General features: G+C 51.2%; 13 protein-coding genes. 10 read left to right on the top strand and 3 right to left on the bottom strand.

Annotation, left to right across the window (positions count from 1 at the left end; all coding sequences use genetic code 11):
• The first annotated feature begins 58 nt into the window (after positions 1-58).
• The 4 genes from K7P01_RS02105 (at position 59) to K7P01_RS02090 (ending at position 4,681) form a co-directional block, all read left to right on the top strand.
• A complete protein-coding gene (locus K7P01_RS02105; protein ID WP_267289337.1) occupies positions 59-2,464 on the top strand; it encodes an ABC transporter permease in 2,406 nt (801 codons plus the stop codon).
• 122 nt (positions 2,465-2,586) lie between these two features.
• Positions 2,587-2,865 (top strand): hypothetical protein, encoded by a 279-nt coding sequence (locus tag K7P01_RS02100; protein ID WP_267289335.1) that lies wholly within the window; start codon positions 2,587-2,589, stop codon positions 2,863-2,865.
• An 87-nt stretch (positions 2,866-2,952) separates the two neighbouring features.
• On the top strand, positions 2,953-3,864 hold the full coding sequence (locus K7P01_RS02095) for a YitT family protein (protein WP_267289333.1): 912 nt from the start codon (positions 2,953-2,955) through the stop codon (positions 3,862-3,864).
• 4 nt (positions 3,865-3,868) lie between these two features.
• The gene (locus tag K7P01_RS02090) at positions 3,869-4,681 is read left to right on the top strand and encodes an SDR family oxidoreductase (protein WP_267289331.1); all 813 of its coding nucleotides are present in this window, start codon (positions 3,869-3,871) and stop codon (positions 4,679-4,681) included.
• Positions 4,682-5,294: 613 nt separating this feature from the next.
• On the opposite strand, the gene K7P01_RS02085 is transcribed toward K7P01_RS02090, so the two are convergent.
• Positions 5,295-6,134, bottom strand: coding sequence for an alpha/beta fold hydrolase (locus tag K7P01_RS02085; protein WP_267289329.1), 840 nt, complete (start codon positions 6,132-6,134; stop codon positions 5,295-5,297).
• Positions 6,135-6,379: 245 nt separating this feature from the next.
• Here K7P01_RS02085 and K7P01_RS02080 point away from each other — a divergent pair, with 245 nt between their 5' ends.
• From K7P01_RS02080 to K7P01_RS02070, 3 genes are read left to right on the top strand one after another with little or no spacing between them, the layout of a single operon-like run.
• Positions 6,380-7,354: a hypothetical protein gene (locus tag K7P01_RS02080; RefSeq protein WP_267289327.1), complete on the top strand. Its 975-nt coding sequence runs from the start codon at positions 6,380-6,382 to the stop codon at positions 7,352-7,354.
• 2 nt (positions 7,355-7,356) lie between these two features.
• Complete coding sequence (locus tag K7P01_RS02075) at positions 7,357-8,481, top strand: S8 family serine peptidase (protein WP_267289325.1); 1,125 nt, start codon at positions 7,357-7,359, stop codon at positions 8,479-8,481.
• Positions 8,478-10,379 (top strand): hypothetical protein, encoded by a 1,902-nt coding sequence (locus K7P01_RS02070; protein ID WP_267289323.1) that lies wholly within the window; start codon positions 8,478-8,480, stop codon positions 10,377-10,379. The genes K7P01_RS02075 and K7P01_RS02070 overlap by 4 nt, the downstream gene beginning before the upstream one ends.
• A gap of 47 nt (positions 10,380-10,426) precedes the next feature.
• Here the strand turns inward: K7P01_RS02070 and K7P01_RS02065 are convergent, their stop codons facing one another.
• Complete coding sequence (locus K7P01_RS02065; protein WP_267289322.1) at positions 10,427-11,872, bottom strand: S1C family serine protease; 1,446 nt, start codon at positions 11,870-11,872, stop codon at positions 10,427-10,429.
• Between the two features lie 123 nt (positions 11,873-11,995).
• On the opposite strand from K7P01_RS02065, the gene K7P01_RS02060 reads away from it, so the two are divergent.
• The 3 genes from K7P01_RS02060 (at position 11,996) to rseP (ending at position 16,139) form a co-directional block, all read left to right on the top strand.
• The gene (locus K7P01_RS02060) at positions 11,996-13,501 is read left to right on the top strand and encodes a GH3 auxin-responsive promoter family protein (protein ID WP_267289321.1); all 1,506 of its coding nucleotides are present in this window, start codon (positions 11,996-11,998) and stop codon (positions 13,499-13,501) included.
• Between the two features lie 71 nt (positions 13,502-13,572).
• The gene (locus K7P01_RS02055; RefSeq protein WP_267289320.1) at positions 13,573-14,730 is read left to right on the top strand and encodes a 1-deoxy-D-xylulose-5-phosphate reductoisomerase; all 1,158 of its coding nucleotides are present in this window, start codon (positions 13,573-13,575) and stop codon (positions 14,728-14,730) included.
• A gap of 74 nt (positions 14,731-14,804) precedes the next feature.
• Positions 14,805-16,139, top strand: a complete 1,335-nt coding sequence (gene rseP / locus K7P01_RS02050) for an RIP metalloprotease RseP (protein ID WP_317987599.1) — start codon at positions 14,805-14,807, stop codon at positions 16,137-16,139.
• A gap of 61 nt (positions 16,140-16,200) precedes the next feature.
• Here rseP and K7P01_RS02045 read toward each other — a convergent pair whose 3' ends face one another.
• Positions 16,201-18,171 (bottom strand): OmpA family protein, encoded by a 1,971-nt coding sequence (locus K7P01_RS02045; protein WP_267289318.1) that lies wholly within the window; start codon positions 18,169-18,171, stop codon positions 16,201-16,203.
• Between the last annotated feature and the right edge of the window lie 150 nt (positions 18,172-18,321).

Raw genomic sequence — 18,321 nt, 5'->3', positions numbered from 1 at the left:
GGGGGTGGGGAACGGCGTCAGATAAAGAAAACTCCGCACGATCTTAATTTCATACCGTATGTTTAGAAACTACTTCCTCGTGGCGATCCGGAACATGAACAAACACAAGTTCTTTTCCGCGATCAACATCTTTGGCATGACGACAGGCATTACCGCCTGTATGCTCATCTTCCTGTACATCTCAGACGAGCTGAGCTACGACCGCTTTCATGCCAGGGCGGACCACATGTATCGTGTAAACCTGTTTGGCAAGATCAGCGGCCAGGACATCCATACGTCGACGACATGTCCGCCCATGGCCGCAGCCCTGGTGGCCGAGATACCGGAAGTAGAAGAAGCCACCCGTATTGACGCCTACGGACAATCGTCGATCAAATATGGAGACATTGCCTTCATTGAAGACAAGATGTTTTATGCCGACTCTAATTTCTTTCAATTCTTTAGCTACAAACTGTTGCTTGGAGATGCCAGGACGGCGTTGAAAGAGCCTCGTTCGATCGTCATGACGGAGGACGTTGCGCATAAATACTTTGGTGAAGAGCCAGCGCTGGGCAAGATGGTTGTGATCGGCAATGAAAACGAAACGTTTAAGGTGACGGGCGTCTGCGAAAATGCACCCACCAACTCACACCTGGTCTTTAATGTTCTGCTCTCCGCCAGCTCGGCAGACTTCCTGCGAAAGAGCATGTGGTTGAACAATAGCTTATATACCTATTTGGTGCTGCACAAGGGCGCTTCGATTGAGGCCGTGCAGGCCAAGCTCCGGGGACTGGCCGAACGCCACGTAGGCCCAGAGATGGAACGTTTCTTGGGCAAGACCATGAAACAGCTGGAAGCCGAAGGCGGGGTGTTTGGGTATACGACCATCGCTGTTCCAGACATTCACCTGCGGTCGACCATGCAACATGAGATCGAGCCTGTCGGAAACCTGCTGTATGTATACTTCTTTGGTGGTGTTGGCGCATTCATTATTGTCATCGCCTGTATTAATTTTATGAACCTGTCCACGGCTCGATCCGCCGGCCGGGCGAAAGAAGTAGGACTGCGCAAGACGCTGGGATCCCTGCGCGGGCAACTGGTGCGGCAATTCCTGTCGGAGTCGCTATTGTACAGTGCCGTAGCGGTGATAATGGCCCTGGCCGCATGTTACCTGTTGTTGCCGTCGTTCAATCTGCTGGCAGGAAAGACACTTCAAATGGAATTGCTGTACACCCCAACGTTCATCGCGAGCGCGCTTGCGTTGATTGTGTTGGTGGGGTTTATTGCCGGCAGCTATCCGGCGTTTTATCTAACGTCGTTCAGTCCGGTGGAGGTATTAAAAGGCAAGGTGCGTAGCGGCATGCGCAGCAAGGGAGTCCGTAGCTCGTTGGTTGTGTTCCAATTTGCACTGTCCATCTTCCTGATCATCTTCACCATTGTGGTATATCAGCAGATCACCTTCATGCAGGAGCGTAATCTGGGCATGGACAAACACAACCTGCTGATCATCAACAACGCCTGGAAGCTTGAAAAGAACCAGGTATCTTTTAAAAACACGCTGTTGGAACAAACCGGTATACTAGATGCCAGCTTTACCAACAACAACTTTCCCGGTGTAAACAACACGACTGTCTTTAAAGCATCCGGCAGCGAGCAAGACCACATCATGGGTGTTTATTATGCGGATGTCGATAACCAACGCACCATGCGGTTTGAAATGAAAGAGGGCCGGTTCTTTTCTCCCGATTCACCGGCCGATACCCTGGGCATTGTACTGAATGAAGCGGCAGTGAAAGAGTTTGGATTTGAAAAACCGCTGGAGGAGGAGATTTTGTACAACGATAACGAGGATGGGCTCGAGCGCCTCAAAGTAATCGGTGTGTATAAAGATTTCAATTTCGAGTCATTGCGCGACAAGGTGCGTCCGCTGGCCATTCGCTTTACCCGTACGGCAGGCAGGCTGATGGTGCGGTATGAGGGCGATCCCACCAAAGCCATCGCAACGATTGAAAAGCTTTGGAAGACACAGACCGAAAATGAGCCGATCCAATATTCTTTTATGGATCAGAACTTCGACCGCCTGTTCCGCTCGGAGCAAAGGATGGGGCAGGTGTTTGGCGTGTTCTCGGCATTGGCCATCTTTATTGCCTGTCTCGGCCTGTTTGCGTTGGCCGCCTTTACCGCCGAGCAGCGCACCAAGGAGATCGGTATACGCAAGGCCATGGGCGCCTCTATGCCCAGCCTGATCGTGCTGTTGTCGAAGGAATTCACGCGGCTCGTGTTAATTGCCTTTGTACCGGCGGCGCTGGCCGGTTGGTACATTGCCTCCAACTGGTTACAAGGCTTTGAATATCGCGTAGAGATTAGTCCGCTGATCTTCGTCGGCAGTGGTCTTGCCGCCATCACCATTGCCTGGGTAACAGTAGGCTACCAGTCCATCAAAGCCGCCGGAACCAATCCCGTCAATTCGTTGCGATACGAATAAAAATGCGAATACGACGTTTATTCGACGGTTTTTAGAGCGTAGGAGTGTGGCAATGTTAAGTTTTGGCAAACTGGATAACATTGCCGTAATAAATCCGTAAATTGAAGTTCAACGAATGATTTATGGAGAAGAATAAGACATCGAAAAAGGCTCTTAGAAGCCTCATCGAAGATTCGACACAGGAGGCTTTGAGCCGTTTGGAATTGCCGGAGGCGACCAAGAAAGTGAAAAAGTTGATCGGCCGGAGTGCCAAGAAGTTGGCGGAAGCTTACGCCGAGATTCTAAAACGAGAAGAGAAAAAGAAGAAAAAGGTAGAGAAGTTTATCGACGAAGCGGTAAAAGGCGGCCGCAACAGCACGAAGAAGAACAAGAAAACCAAAGCCGAACACGTAACGGTATAGGACTTTTTCCAAACAATCCTGGTAAAGCCGTCTCAAGAAGTTGAGGCGGCTTTTTTTGTATCTTTCTCGCCCATATCTATCTGACCAATGTCCTCAGCGGAACGCTTAAATGAGTTAAAAGCCCATCGCAACCGGCGCATTTCCACCATCCGTACGGTAAAAGATACACTCTTCATCTCGCTGGGAGTGTTGTCGGCCGGCTTCGGACTAAAAGGTTTTTTACTGCCCAACAACTTCCTCGACGGCGGCGTGATGGGAATCTCCTTGCTGGCAAGCTTGTTGACCAGGATCGATCTGTCCTATCTGGTTGTGCTGCTCAACATTCCCTTTATCATCATCGGCTACACTCAGATATCGAAGAAATTTGCCTTTAAAACACTGGCGGCCATTACGGCGCTCGCCATCTGTCTGGCGTGGATTGAATTCCCGGCCATTACCCACGACCGCCTGCTGATAGCTTTCTTCGGTGGCTTCTTTGTAGGCTGCGGCATCGGCCTTTCCATACGGGGTGGGTCGGTCATCGACGGCACCGAGGTGTTGGCCATTTATACCAGTCGCAAGACAACGCTGACCGTAGGCGATATTATTCTTATCCTGAATATTCTTATATTTTCCGTAGCCGCCTATCTGATCAATATTGAAGTGGCGCTATACGCGATTCTGACATACCTCGTAGCGTCCAAGACTGTCGACTTTGTTGTCCACGGTATTGAGGAATATACCAGCGTGATGATCGTTTCGGAAAAGAGCAGGGAGATCCAGGATGCCATTACTGAAAAGATGGGGCGCGGTGTTACGATCCTGAAAGGGACGAGTGGCTATGGCAAGACCGGTCATCGGGAGAAAGATCTGGATGTGATCTATTCGGTGATCACGCGCCTCGAGCTGCAAAAGCTTAAAACGGAAATTGCCAAGATCGATCCCGGGGCCTTCGTAGTAGAGAACAGTGTAAACGATATTAAAGGAGGCATGATCAAAAAACGGCCTCTGCACGACTAGCATCATGATAGTAAGTATAGTGGGGTGTGGCTGGTTTGGAATGCACTTTGCCAGTGCCTTGGTGGCGAATGGTCATCGAGTAAAAGGTTCTACTACGTCCGAAAGTAAATTGTCGGTATTAGCGGAGCAGGGTATTGAACCGTTTCTGGTACATATCCGGTCAGAGGAGCTGTCGGTGACGCCGTCGTTTTTTCACTGCGATGTATTGGTCATTACCATTCCGCCCCGCGCAAGCGTAACACCGGCCGGCGAGTATCAGGCGACCATAGCCCGGATCGCGGTGCTCGCGAAACAATACAACATCCCGCATGTAATTTTTATAAGCTCCACGGCCGTCTTCAGCGACGTAAATGGTCATGTTCAGGAGGACACCACTCCCGCGCCGGAAAGTGACTCCGGCAAAACACTGTTGTCGGTGGAGCACATGCTGCAAGCTGAAACTGCGTTTACCACAACCATTGTCCGGTTTGGTGGCCTTGTAGGACCGGGGCGTGATCCGGGACGGTTCTTTGCGGGTAAAAAAGACGTGGCGAATGGCCGGGCACCTGTAAACCTGATTCACCAGGAGGATTGTACCGGGCTCTGCCTGGCCATTCTGGAGGCAGAAGCTTTTGGTGGTATAGTGCACGGCTGTGCACCCGACCACCCCTCCCGCCAGGCGTTTTACCGAAAGGCGTCAACACGAGCAGGATTGGAGGAACCGGTATTTGTTGACGAGCTCACATGCTGGAAGATTGTGGAAGGAGCACAATCACAGGCCCGGTTGGCATATCGCTATCGGGTGGGCGATTGGCTTGCCTGGCTGAACCGTCCGTAACTTTCTACCGGATTGTTACGTTTTAATAAAACACTAACTCCGTCCCACATGAACTGGCTTGTACTATTAATTACCGTAGTTGTGACGGCCGGCCTGGTATACGCCCGTCAGTGGATCATTCGGCATCATAAAACGCACCCCGCACTATACCGCCATAGAGGGCCTCTATATGCGCTGGTATGGGTTATTCTGCAGATCGGGGATATAATAGGTTAGTTTTCCATCGGGTAATTTTCCGGCCTCTTCGAGAGGGTACTGGTGTGCGGGAGAATAAGCACATCGATTGAAAACTCATGGTATACGACCGTATGGCCCGGATCAAGCCAAACACATTGAACGATATCGCCTTTGACAGATTCCACTGTCATCAATTTATTTTCGGATGGCAGTTGTACAACATCGCCGACCTTTAAATTCAGCATTCTATTCATATACTTTTGTATTAATTCGGTAGGACATGCATTGCCGTCATTTGACAACTAGTGTGCCGTTTCTGAATGTGATTGTCAATCAGGGAATTGCGTAGCGAACACTTTTCCGGACCATGCAGAATCCGAAAGCAAGGTTTCGGATTCCGAACGCCAATGAAAATAGAAAAAGGTATAGATGCGTGTTACTTCGCCAGGAACGTGTCAATCATCATGACAACAAAATCAGGCAATTTGCTATTCTTATCTACGGCGCAGATCTCACCGATATAATCGCTGTGGCCGCCCGGCAGGATGGCCAGCTCGGCGTGTGGCAGCATACGCGACAATAGCAAAGCATGCTCTGCACGTATTACGTCGGTGTCGCCGTTGATGACCAGCGCCGGTGCGTGGATAGCCTTGATGAGGTCGTCGCTGATATCCTGGAAATGGATCATCCGGGTGGCGTCGCGGGTAAACATCTTTTGCAGCCCCTGCGGGTCGGAGTTCACTTTCCGGTAGGCCTCTTTTAAGGGGGCAGGCATGTGCTCGAGCGTAGCCTGCTGCATACCCTCAAAGAAGCCGGCGGGCATACCGTCGCGTCTATAGAGCGTGGATGCCAGCACCAGTTTATTGACCTGCTTCGGATGCCGGATGGCAACTTGCAAAGCAGTAGTGCCGCCGTTGCTGAATCCCAGGATGTCGGCCTTCTCGATGTGCAGATGTTGCAGGAGCGCAGCGACGTCGTCCGCATCTTGTTCAAAACTGAAAGGCCGGTCGATGTCGGCAGTATGGCCGTGGGCCTGAAACTCGATGGCAATCACCTGGTGTGTCCTGGCCAGGGCCGGCAGGACACGCGCGAAGTTAGATTCAATGGTGGAGCCGCCACCGTGCAACAACACCAGGGGCTTGCCGGTGCCGTGAAGCTCGTAATATAACTTCAGTCCGTTGACGGTGGCATACCGGCCGGCGGTGTTTTGTTGGGCTTGCAAAGCGTTATGCGTCATGATGATGAATAAAATTACAACAAAGGTTTTAGGATACATACAAGCAATGTTTGATGGACCAAACTTAGGGCAAAATACCGCATGCCGGGCGGCGCTCCCGTGCCATTCTACCGGGTAAATCGTGTCATGATGATGACAAATATACAAGCAACTCAAAAAAATAACCCGCAAGACGTTGCAGAATGTCGAACGTTGCTTACTTTAGATACCAGCCCGTCTTTGCTGCCGCTTGAACCAAGGCGGGTGCAAGAACGGGCGCTGTTATTTTAACCATATTCTTCTCTATGAAGTATAGAAATTTTGTATTCCTCGTCGTGCTGTCCCTGGTTTTTTCCGCTACCTATGGGCAACGCGTCACTGAATTTCACAACATGTCGCGTGAAGGTGATCAGCGGCTGTTCCGGCGCGACTACGTGAAGCTGACGGTAGAGCAGCTCGATTCGCTCAAGAAAAAAGCAGGGGAGGAAAAGATTATATTATATATCGACAACGTGCCGTTTGAAGACCTGGTGGCCGAGTTTGCCGACAGCGCCACGGTTATGTTCAAATTTGAAAAGAGCGACAATTCCGATAACCCCGAGGCCAAGGCCTGGGCATTTTTCTACAAGAAACCCCGCAAGTGGATCTTGCAGGATAAAAAGATCAGCATAGGCATCAAAGGTCAGCACGCGGTGCCCTCCACGGCCACGATAGACGTTGTGATCATTCAGTCAACCCAGTATTGGCTTGGTATTTTGCTGATCGCCCTGCTGCTTGCGTTGCTGATTTGGCTTTCGGTCAGCTCGAACTTGTTACGTGATACCAGCAGTACGTCTACCATCCGGCCACCCTACAGTCTGGCACGAACGCAGTTCACCTTCTGGCTCATGCTGATCTCCTCGGCCTATATCTTCCTGTGGATTTCCACCGGTGAAATGCCGGTGCTGACCAACTCGACACTCATTCTGTTGGGCATCAGCGGCGGCACCTCGGTCATCGCCAAGATCATTGACAACAGTCAGTCGTTATACGCCTTGACCGATGATAAAACCGACGGGTTCTTTATCGACATTCTTTCCGACGAGAAGGGCATCAGTGTGCACCGCCTGCAGATGGTGGTGTTCACCCTCATCGTCGGCCTGATATACTGCTACGACGTGATCGTGATTTTTGAAATGCCGGAATTTGACAACAACCTGTTGATGCTGATGGGCATTAGCAGCGGCGCGTATGCCGGCCTGAAGTCGACGGAACACAGTTCTACCACGCCTGTCGGATAACCATGAAGATCGAAGCAAAACGAAACCTGAACATCCGCCAGGGGCCGGACCTAAGCTCGGCGCGTGTAGGTGTATTGCTGGCAGGCCACCAGGTAGAGGTGGAGGGCGCAACCACCGGGCAAAACATCCAGGGTAATTCCCTGTGGTATGTTGACCGGAACCGAAACTATTATTGGGGCGGCGGTGCACGACCCGTCGGAACGATCGATACGATCTTACATGAGTCGCAACCAGCTCCCCCGGCACCGGCCCGGTTCGCCTGGTTTGACATGCTTAAAATCAACGAAATCTGGGATACCTACGGCGAACGTGGGCAGGGCGCGACGATTGCTGTACTGGACACCGGCTACAATGCCACCGTCCCGGAGATTGTAAACGCCATCGGTAGTTCGAAGATCATCCTTACGCCGGAAGCATACCCCGGCATTCCGCTGGTGGAAGAAGACCAAAGCAACGTGGGCCATGGCAGCCGCTGCCTGTCGCTGGCAGGGGCGCGGGCAAATGGCCGCTTTTCACTGGGGGTAGCCCCGGAAAGTAAACTGCTATCTGCCAAAATCAGCATCAACCGGGAGATACGCAACTTCGATTTTATTCTGCAAGGTATACAATGGGCGATCGGGGCGGGCGCCGACATTATCTCCATCAGCTATGCCGCGGAGCTAAGCGATGCCGATAAAAGCCTGTGGGAGGCAAAATACCTCGACATCATAAAAGATAAAAACGTATTGATCTTCGCGGCCGCCGGTAACGCGGGCTCAACCCAACTGCCGGGTGAACGATACCCCGCTTCTTTTAATCAATGTATCTCCGTCGGTGCGGTCGATCTGTCGGGGAACTGGAGCCCGATAACAATCCTGAGTAATAAGACCGTGTTGCACGCGCCGGGTATTGACATCGAATCAATCGGAAAATCGCCAACACCGGATGTACAGTCGGGTACCAGTTATGCGGCCCCGATCATCGCGGGTATTGCAGGGTTAGCCGTGGCCTATCTAAAACGCACCAAAGGCAGCTGGAATGCCGTCGACCTGCATCATAAATTGCAGGTGTCGGCTACCGTGATCGGCAACCAGCCCACAAAAAAACTAGTCAACGGCATCGAATTATTTAAACAGATTGCGATATGAAAAGTTGTATATACCTATGGGGGGTGATGTTAACGCTTCTGGCGCATACCGGCTCTGCGCAACAGACAAGCCTGTATTACAAGGCGATATACCTGGAGGCACAACGCAGTGCTGTAACACACAAGATACCCCTGGACGAACCCACCAAAGACGTACTGCGGGAACTCTATGCGCCTAACACCGCCATCACGGTCGCGCTACTGGATGCCAACCCCTTGTTGAAAGACCAGTTTGAAGATGCGCCCGGTTCAGGGGTGAGTGCCTTGCGGCAGCCTTTGGCCGCCGTCGGTGGCCTGAATGTTACGAACCTGGCCGACGGCCTGGCAAAATTTCTAATCAAGCGATCGAAGGAAGAGTTAAGCGTCGCGTTCTTCCAGGGTTTTAAAGACGACTTGAAGAAGTATCCGGAACTGAAGGTATTGTTTCCGAACACGGCCTCGTTCATTGAAAACATCGAGGCGTACAATTATGCTTCGTTCTTGCAAACCTTACGCGAGGGATTTCAAGCCGACCTGATGTCGTTGCCCACAGGCTTGCGTAACCTGCGTACGCTCACCCCGGCCATGTGCCTCGACGGGAATAAAAAATGCACGGAACGGCTCGCTGCTATCGAGAATTTCTTTGAAAAGAACGAGCTCAGTATATTGTACGTGGCCTCCACCATTGTCATGGACAGTCTCCAGGCAGGCGCAAACATAGCCGACATTCTTCACGCGATAGCAGAAGATGAACAGACGGACAAATTCCAGGACGTATCGAACATATCCAATGCCGTATTGCTGGCGGATATCTTTTCCAGCAGCCTGCGAAGCAAAGATGCCGACCGTGTGTGGGTTACCAGAACTGAGCTGAAAGAGCTAAAGAATGCCAATCGGCTGAAATTGTTCTTTGGCATGATCCTGCAGAAATGTGTTCTCGAAGACATCAGGTTTACGATCAATGGAAACAACGTATCGTTCGCGTCGTTGATTAAAGCCGAGGATGCGCAGCGGTATTATACCTACCTGGAAACAATTGTCAGTGCAGGTACAGAAGTAAACCAGGTGGTAAAAGACATCCGGACCAAAAAAGCTGCAGACGAAAAATTCACTTCGGATAACTACGTACAGTACCTCAACGCTTCCGTCGATGCCGTACAATTGCTGGTCAACTGGGAGCCCTTTAAGATTACCATACCTCCGGCCCAGCTTCAAAATATGACCACCATTCTGAGGTCGGCAATTTCCGTCTATTACAACATTCGCGCGGAGAACTACGCATCAGCCATCAGCAACATCTTCATCATTGTCGATCATACATTGAGCAACAGCTACGAGCACAAGGAGAAGATATTGCGCTACGGCGCCTTTATGGCCTCGATTGTACAAGCTGAAAGCGCTGACCAGGTAGCAGAAGCAATTGAAGCTGTGGCACTTCCTGCCGGCAGCGCGTCAATCAAAAAGAGCGCCGACTGGAATATTTCGCTGAACGCCTATCTGGGTGGTTTCACAGGCCGCGAGTACCTGGCTGAAAAGACGACGGATAGATGGGGAACGACGCGGGGCATTGCGGCGCCTGTTGGCATTGCCGTGAGTCATCGTGTGTACACAGCGTCGGTCACAGCCTTTGTGTCGGTTATAGATATCGGTGCAGTAGCATCGTATCGCCTGGATGACAACAATACAGCCGATCTGCCCGAGCTGAAGCTGCAAAATATATTTGCACCCGGTGCGGGTTTAGTAATCGGCCTTCCACGCTGGCCGGTATCGATCGGATACCTGTGGCAGGCAGGTCCGGCCCTGCGGGAAATTTCGGGCGGTGCAGCAACGATTTCCAGCAGTACGAATCGAAGGCAGTACATTTTCGTGGGGGTAGATATTCCGTTACTGAACTTTTATACGAAGCCACGTAACAAATAAACAACAAAACAAAAGCGCCAGGCAAATAAACCTGGCGCTTGTGATCGTTATCGAATATCGATCGGTATTTCCATCTGCTGCTTGGAGCTGTTGATACCATAGACATAGGCACGCCCACGGTACTTGGCGAAGAACTCACTTACCTCCTCCGGGTCTTTTACACGCTGGCGGTTCAACGCTACAATGGTGAAATTCTCTGGTATACCAATACGCTTTAGTACGCTGGTGTCTTTCATCTTAAACACCTTCACGCCATAGCGTGTGGACTCAAGCTGCGCACCCAGCGATCCATCGTTCAGGATCTTGCGTTTAATAATCTCCGTACTGCCGTTTTGGTTGATGAGCGTGAGCGTAGCCGTATTGACTTTGCTGCTCCGCAGGTATGTAATCGTGATCTTATCACCGGGATTGTGATAGCTCAGCTCTTCTTCAAACTCGCTCTGTGAATTGATGTTGATGGTATCGATGCGCGTAATGATATCTCCCAACTTCAGGCCTGCCTTAATCGCGGGCCCTTCGCGGTCGAGTTGCTCCACGAGTACACCGTTGAATGTTTTTACGTTGGTAGCCAGGTCGTACTTCTTGGCATTTTCATAATTATACTCCACCACGCTGGTTCCCAGAAATGCCTTCTGGGGTGCGCCGTATTTTACCAGGTCATTGAATACCTTCTTGGCAATGTCGATGGGAATTGCGAACGCGTAACCGGTATAAGAACCTGTACGGGAGAGTATGGCCGAATTGATACCGACAAGCTCGCCGGCTTTGTTGACCAGCGCGCCACCCGAGTTACCCGGGTTGATGGCCGCATCGGTCTGAATAAAGGATTCGATCGGGAACTTGTCTTCGAGGATCCCAATGCGGCGGCCTTTCGCACTCACGATACCTGCCGTTACCGTAGAGGAGAGCGTAAACGGGTTTCCCACGGCAATAACCCATTCGCCCACCTGCACGTTCTTGGAACTACCCAGCGTAGCGGCCGGCAGATCATTGCCTTCTGGTTGGATCTTGATCACGGCCAGGTCGGTAGAAGGGTCGGTACCAATGAGTTCGGCCGGATAGGTGCGTTTGTTATAGTTCACCTCGATACGCTCGGCAGTCTCTACAACGTGATTGTTGGTAATGATATACCCATCGGCCGTAAAGATTACACCCGAACCGCTGCTGACCTGGGTGCGGTTGCTGTTGCCCTGGTTAAAGAACCAATCCCAATAGGAGTAGGAGGCACCTTGTGAAATACTATTGATGTATACAACGCTCTGCGTAGCCCTGGCCGCGGCAACGCTAAAGTCTACGTTAGGTATAGCTACCGTTGGCGCTGCGGAAGAGGAGAAGTGATAGGTAAGGGGAGTGTCGTAGCTTTCGGTGGAAGTAAATGCCGTTTCGGCCTCGTGGGTCTGCAAGCCGGGCTTCACCATCAGGGCGTAGAAAGCATAAGAGCCGCCAAATCCGGCCAGGAAAGCTACGATGACAATTTTCAGGACGTTCTTCATAGAAAATTAATATCGGTTTTGTCGTTCGGTACAGATGATATGCGTGTGTAAAAAGTTTCAGCGTGTGGCGCAAAAATACGCATTGTTCATGCGCTTTGGCCAATTTTCTTAGTTTTGCACATTATGGGAATTCGTTCATTTTTCGCACGGCCGCTTGCCGCGTATATTGCCCGTCAGACTAAGAAATGGTCGCTTGCACCGGTTGCCTCACAGCAAAAAGTATTCCGGTACCTGATCGACGAGGCAACGCATACTGCCTTTGGCAAGGACCACGGCTTTGGTACTATCCGTACATACGAGGATTTCAAGAAACAAGTTCCTATACGCGACTATGAGGCCCTGCGGCCGTACGTCGAGCGGGTGGTACACGGTGAGCCCGATGTGCTCTGGAAAGGCAAACCGGCGTACTTCGCCAAGACCTCCGGCACGACCTCGGGCATCAAATATATCCCCATCACCAAAGCGTCGCTCCCCAATCATTTCAACAGTGCCCGCAACGCGGTCCTGAGCTACGTGCACGAAACCGGCAACGCCTCCTTTCTCGATGGCGGGCTGATCTTCCTTTCCGGCAGTCCCGAGCTGGAAGAAAAAGCAGGCATCAAGACCGGTCGGCTTTCGGGTATTTCCAACCACCAGGTGCCCGCATACCTGCGGGGCAACCAGAAACCCAGTTATGAAACAAACTGTATCGACGATTGGGAAGAGAAGCTCGACAAGATCGTCGACGAAACGTTGGCCGCCGACATGCGCCTGATCTCGGGCATTCCGCCGTGGGCACAAATGTATTTCGACCGCATCCAGGCCCGCACCGGCAAAAAGGTAAAAGATATATTCCCCAACTTCTCGGTGTTTGTGTATGGTGGTGTAAACTTTGAACCTTACCGTGCCAAATTATTCGAGGCCATCGGCAAACGAGTAGACTCGATCGAAACATATCCCGCATCGGAAGGATTTATAGCCTACCAGGATTCACAAGCAACAGCCGGCCTGTTGCTGTTGTTAGATACGGGCATCTTCTTTGAATTTATACCCGTAGAAGATTATTTTTCGGAAACGCCTACGCGCCTGAGCATTGGCGAGGTAGAGCTTGGCAAGAACTATGCGTTGATCATCAATAGCAACGCCGGTTTGTGGGGCTACTCCATTGGCGATACCGTCAAGTTTGTATCAAAAGATCCATACCGCATTGTCGTCACCGGCCGCATCAAACATTTTATCTCGGCCTTTGGCGAACACGTCATCGGCGAAGAAGTGGAGCGCGCCATGAAGTATGCGCTGGAAAAATTCCCGGAAGCCGCCCTGGTAGAATTTACGGTAGCCCCGCAAGTAACACCCACCACCGGTTTGCCGCACCACGAGTGGCTGGTAGAGTTTGCACAGCCCCCGAAGGATCTGGAGGCGTTTGCGCAGGCGCTCGACGACCAATTGCGGAACCTGAATGTGTATTACGATGACCTGATCACTGGAAATATCTTGCGTACACTTATTGTTACCCCACTGCAGCGCAGTGCTTTCATCGAATACATGAAGTCGTTGGGAAAATTGGGTGGTCAGAACAAGGTACCCCGCTTGTCAAACGACCGCAACATTGCTGATGTGCTGGGAGAAAAGTTTGTCGCGCGGTCATAAGCAAACTTTGCGTATTTTTGCAGAACGTACCGGCATATGCCTGGTCGTCTGGATCATCAATTTTAGTGCAGTTGAGTAACAAAAAAAATATTGCCATTCTTGGCTCCACCGGCTCTATCGGTACACAGGCCTTGGATGTAATTGCGGCAAATCCCGATGCTTTTCAGGTAGAAGTGCTCACGGCGCAAAACAACGCTGCGCTTCTGATTGAACAAGCCCGGCGGTTTCAACCAAATGCAGTCGTTATCACCAACGAAGACCACTACGAGCTCGTACGTCAGGCCCTTGCGAACGAAGACATTAAGGTCTATGCGGGCGAAAAGGCCCTGGCCGACATTGTGCAGATGGAAACGATCGACCTGGTCATAACTGCACTGGTTGGATATTCCGGACTGCGTCCCACGCTGCGGGCCATCGAGGCCGGCAAAACCATCGCCCTGGCCAACAAAGAAACACTGGTTGTCGCGGGTGACCTGGTCACGCGCCAGGCTCGGGAAAAAGGCGTAAGCATTTACCCGATAGATTCCGAGCATTCGGCTATTTTCCAATGCATGGTGGGCGAGTTCCACAACAAGATCGAAAAGATCATTCTGACAGCGTCTGGCGGGCCCTTCCGGGGCCATCTGCGGCCGCAACTGGGCGCGGTAACCAAAGCACAGGCGCTGAAACACCCCAACTGGACTATGGGGGCGAAGGTTACGATCGATTCCGCATCGCTCATGAACAAAGGCCTGGAAGTGATCGAAGCCAAATGGCTGTTTGGCCTCAGTCCTTCGCAAGTCGAGGTAGTCGTACACCCGCAATCCATCATTCACTCATTCGTGCAGTTCGAAGACGGTTCTATGAAAGCGCAGTTGGGGTTGCCGGACATGCGGTTGCCGATCCAATTTGCGATGACCTACCCACATCGTCTTAAAAGTGACTTTCCACGCTTCGATTTTGCGGCATACCCCTCGCTGACGTTTGAAAAACCCGATACCGAAACTTTTCGTAATCTTGCACTGGCGTTTGATGCCCTGCACCGCGGAGGCAATATGCCTTGTGTGTTGAATGCAGCGAACGAAGTGGCCGTGGCCGGTTTTTTGCGTGAACAGGTAGGTTTTCTGGAAATGTCAGACATTGTTGAACAATGTTTGGCAAAAATGGATTATATAGGTAATCCCTCGTACGAGGATTACGTTACAACCGATAAAGAAACACGCCTGCGTGCGCAGGAATTGTTACGATAAAAAGACCCACACGCACACTGTAATAATTTTAAAAAAGAAAAGACTAACGGATTAAAAGATAACGAATGGATTGGATGATCATGTTAGCTCAGTTACTGCTGAGCTTATCGTTTTTGGTGGCCGTACACGAAATGGGCCACTTGTTGGCAGCCAAGTATTTTGGAATGCGCGTAGAACAATTTTCGATCGGCTTCCCGCCGAAGATATGGTCCTTTACAAAAGGTGAAACAGAATACGCCATCAGTGCGATACCGCTGGGTGGATATGTAAAGATTTCGGGTATGATAGACGAGTCGCTCGATACCGAAAAGATGAAGCAGGACCCGCAGCCGTGGGAGTTTCGCTCCAAGCCGGCCTGGCAGCGTCTCATTGTTATGCTCGGCGGCATCATCGTAAACCTCATCGTAGGCGTATTGATCTTTATCTCCCTGACATTCGTCTTTGGCGATGTCTATATGCTGAAAGACGTCGTAAACAAAAACGGCGGCTTTGATGTAGGCGAAGTCGGCGAAGAAATCGGCTTGCGCACCGGCGACAAGATCGTGAAGATCAACGGTAAAGATTTCTTGTATACCGAGGACATTACCAAACCGCAGACGTTGCTCAGCAATGATGGCTATTATACCGTAGAGCGCGACGGCAAACTGGTTGATATTTCCATTCCCGGAAACTTCATCGAGAAGTTCAACAAGAAAGAAAATGCCATGAACTTCCTGCGGTACCGCGTACCGCCGGTAGTAGGCGAAGTGACGAAAGAATCTATTGCCGAAAAGACTGGACTGAAAGCCGGTGACGTATTTACGGAAGTGAATGGCACGCCCGTAGCATACTTTGACCAGGTATATAAGCTCGTACAGAATAGCAAAAAGTCAAAAGCTGACTCCATCTCCTTCAAAGTGTCTCGCGCCGGCGCTACGCTTGCATTCAAAGAGGCTTTCAAGGGTAAAGAGGGTATCGGCTTCCGCGCCATGGAACCAAAAGATTACCTGGCAGAGGGCCGCGTTGCCAAGAAATATGGTCTTGGAGAGTCTATACCGCTGGGTGCTACCCGCGCCGTACAAACGCTGAAGACACAAGTGACAGCCTTTGGCGCGGTGATTAGCGGAAAGCTGTCACCCCAGAAGTCCCTGTCCGGCCCGATCGGCATCATGCGTGCCTATGGCGGCGAGTGGGACTGGCAACGTTTCTGGTCACTGACCGGCGTATTGTCACTCGTATTGGCTTTTATGAACCTGCTGCCGATCCCGGCGCTTGACGGTGGCCACGTGATGTTCCTCACCTATGAGATCGTTTCGCGTCGCAAGCCTTCTGACAAGTTCCTGGAAAATGCGCAGAAAGTAGGGATGGTATTCCTGCTGGCGCTGATGGTATTTATCTTCGCGAACGACATCGTGAATCTGTTCTCGTAAGCGCTCAACAGATAAGATATTTTAATGCCCCCCGACTAAACCGTCGGGGGGCATTGTTGTTTTATTCCGGTTTGTGGATTTGGAATTCCACCCGGCGGTTCAGGCTGCGATCTGCTTCCGTCTTTTCGTCAACAATAGGCTTCGAGCTTCCGTAGCCATGGGCTTCAATGCGACTGGCATCAATGCCGAACTTGTAGATCAGGTAGGCCTTGATGGCGTCGGCGCGTGCTTGCGACAGCTTCAGGTTTGCAATCTCATTCCCCTGCTTGTCAGTATGGCCGGCAATGCTCAGGTTGAGCATCGGGTGATCGATCATAAAGTTGGCCAGCTTGTTCAGGTCGGGGTGCATGGATTCAAGTATGTCGGCCATGCCATTCTCAAACTCGAGCGATTGAAAAGCAATTTTGCTTTCGATGGGTTCGGTCTCGAGGTTGATCTCCTGATCTCCATCCATGAAGAAAATTTGCTCGATACGGAAGAAGTCGTCACCCTGAATGATGAGCAAATAATTCCGTTTGTTGATCAGGTTAAAATCGAACGAACCGTCGTCACGCAGAAACTTCGGTGCTACTTCCACGCCTTTGTCTAAGTCAATGACGGAGACAATGCCACGGAAAGGTTTCTTCGTTTCCGAGTTGATCAGCTTACCCTTGAGACGTGCCACCGCGTCGGGCTGTGCTTCCATCGGCACCGGGAAAGAGTATAGATCAAGATTGTTCAGGTTGTCCTCAGCCGACTTGGCATAGTACAGATTTTTGGACTCCGAGTCGATTGTAAAGTAATATTCGCTTCCTACGCCGTTCACCAGCGGCCCGATGTTCTTGGGCTCGCCCCACGCGGTGCCGTCGCGATACGCCTTGTAGATGTCGAAGTCACCAAAGTTCAGCGGCTGCCCGTTGGAGCTGAAGTAGAGTACATTGCGCGTATGGTGAAAGAATGGACTTACCTCAAACGCGCGGGTATTGACGATCGGGCCCAGGTTCTGCGCCTTTTGCCAGCGGCCGTCGATGTCGCGCACCGAAACGTAAATATCAGAAAAGCCAAAGCCGCCAATGCGGTCGGACGAAAAGTACAATGTGTCCCCGGAGTGGGAGAGAGAAGGCTGCGAGTCCCATGACGCGCTGTTGATATTCTGTCCCAGGTTTCGGGCTTCGCCCCAGGTGCTGTCTGGCTGTAGGTCGGATACAAAGATGTCGCAGTTGCCGTACGAGTCGGGCGAGTTGCAGCGTGCAAAGTATAAATGCCGGCCGTCGCGGCTTAAGCTGCCCGACCCTTCGTTGTACGGCGTATTGATCTTCTTCAACTCTTCCGAAAAGCCCCACAGGGAGTCGTTCTTGATCGTATAAAACAAGTCTTCGTTATAGGTCTTTTGCAAGGGTGTAACCTTCGAATTTCGCTTGGACGTAAAGAGCATGACGTTGTCGACATTGCCGATCGTCGGGCCGTAATCTTCTTTCTCGGAGTTTACACCATAGCCCATGTTGAGCAGCACACCCTGCGGCGGGCGCAAGGTGTCGATTTCCTTACGAAAGGCCACCAGGTCATAATATTGCTTCAGCGGCACATACAGGTCGGTTTGGTTACGGGTGAGTGTATCGAACTCCTGGCGCACCTGTTTCTCGTCGATGTTCTGTTTGTGGTGTTTGAGTACGAGCTTGTAAAGCAGTACTGCTTCGCCCGGTGGGCCGAGCTTTTCCGAGAGCTTCGCTAAGTCCCAGATGAGTTGCGTCTCGATGCCGAAGTTTTCAATGCCGAAATTTCGTACATAAGCTTTCAGCTCGGCATATTGTTGCGCGTCGTCACCGGCGGCGGCAAGCGCTTTTATTTTGGCAAGTTTTCCTGCATCTTTATAGAAGCGGACCCCATTCACATTGGGAAAAACGAAAATGTCAGATTGGCGGTAGCTTGTCAGGCTATCATTAAGCTGAACGACTCCACCCTTTTTGTATTTCGTTTTAGGCTTTTGAGCCAGGAGCGGAGCGTGAACCAACAGCCAAAAGACTGTAATTAAGGTTAAAAAGTAGGTTTTCACTTAACCTGCGTTTGGTAAAAAACACGCTTACCGGATAAAGTTGACACTATTTTGCTTCTTTTACAACTCTCTTGGCACTACTATTGTCCTTTAGGCGCACATAGCAACCACATAACGAAGCGCACGCACGCCGTGCCAGTTTGACATTTT

The sequence above is a fragment of the Parachryseolinea silvisoli genome (genome assembly GCF_021190955.1).
In the GTDB taxonomy this organism is placed as follows: Bacteria; Bacteroidota; Bacteroidia; order Cytophagales; family Cyclobacteriaceae; genus Ohtaekwangia; species Ohtaekwangia silvisoli.
Note: the sequence above shows the minus strand (reverse complement) of the source record. Positions and strands in the feature narration are given on the sequence as shown.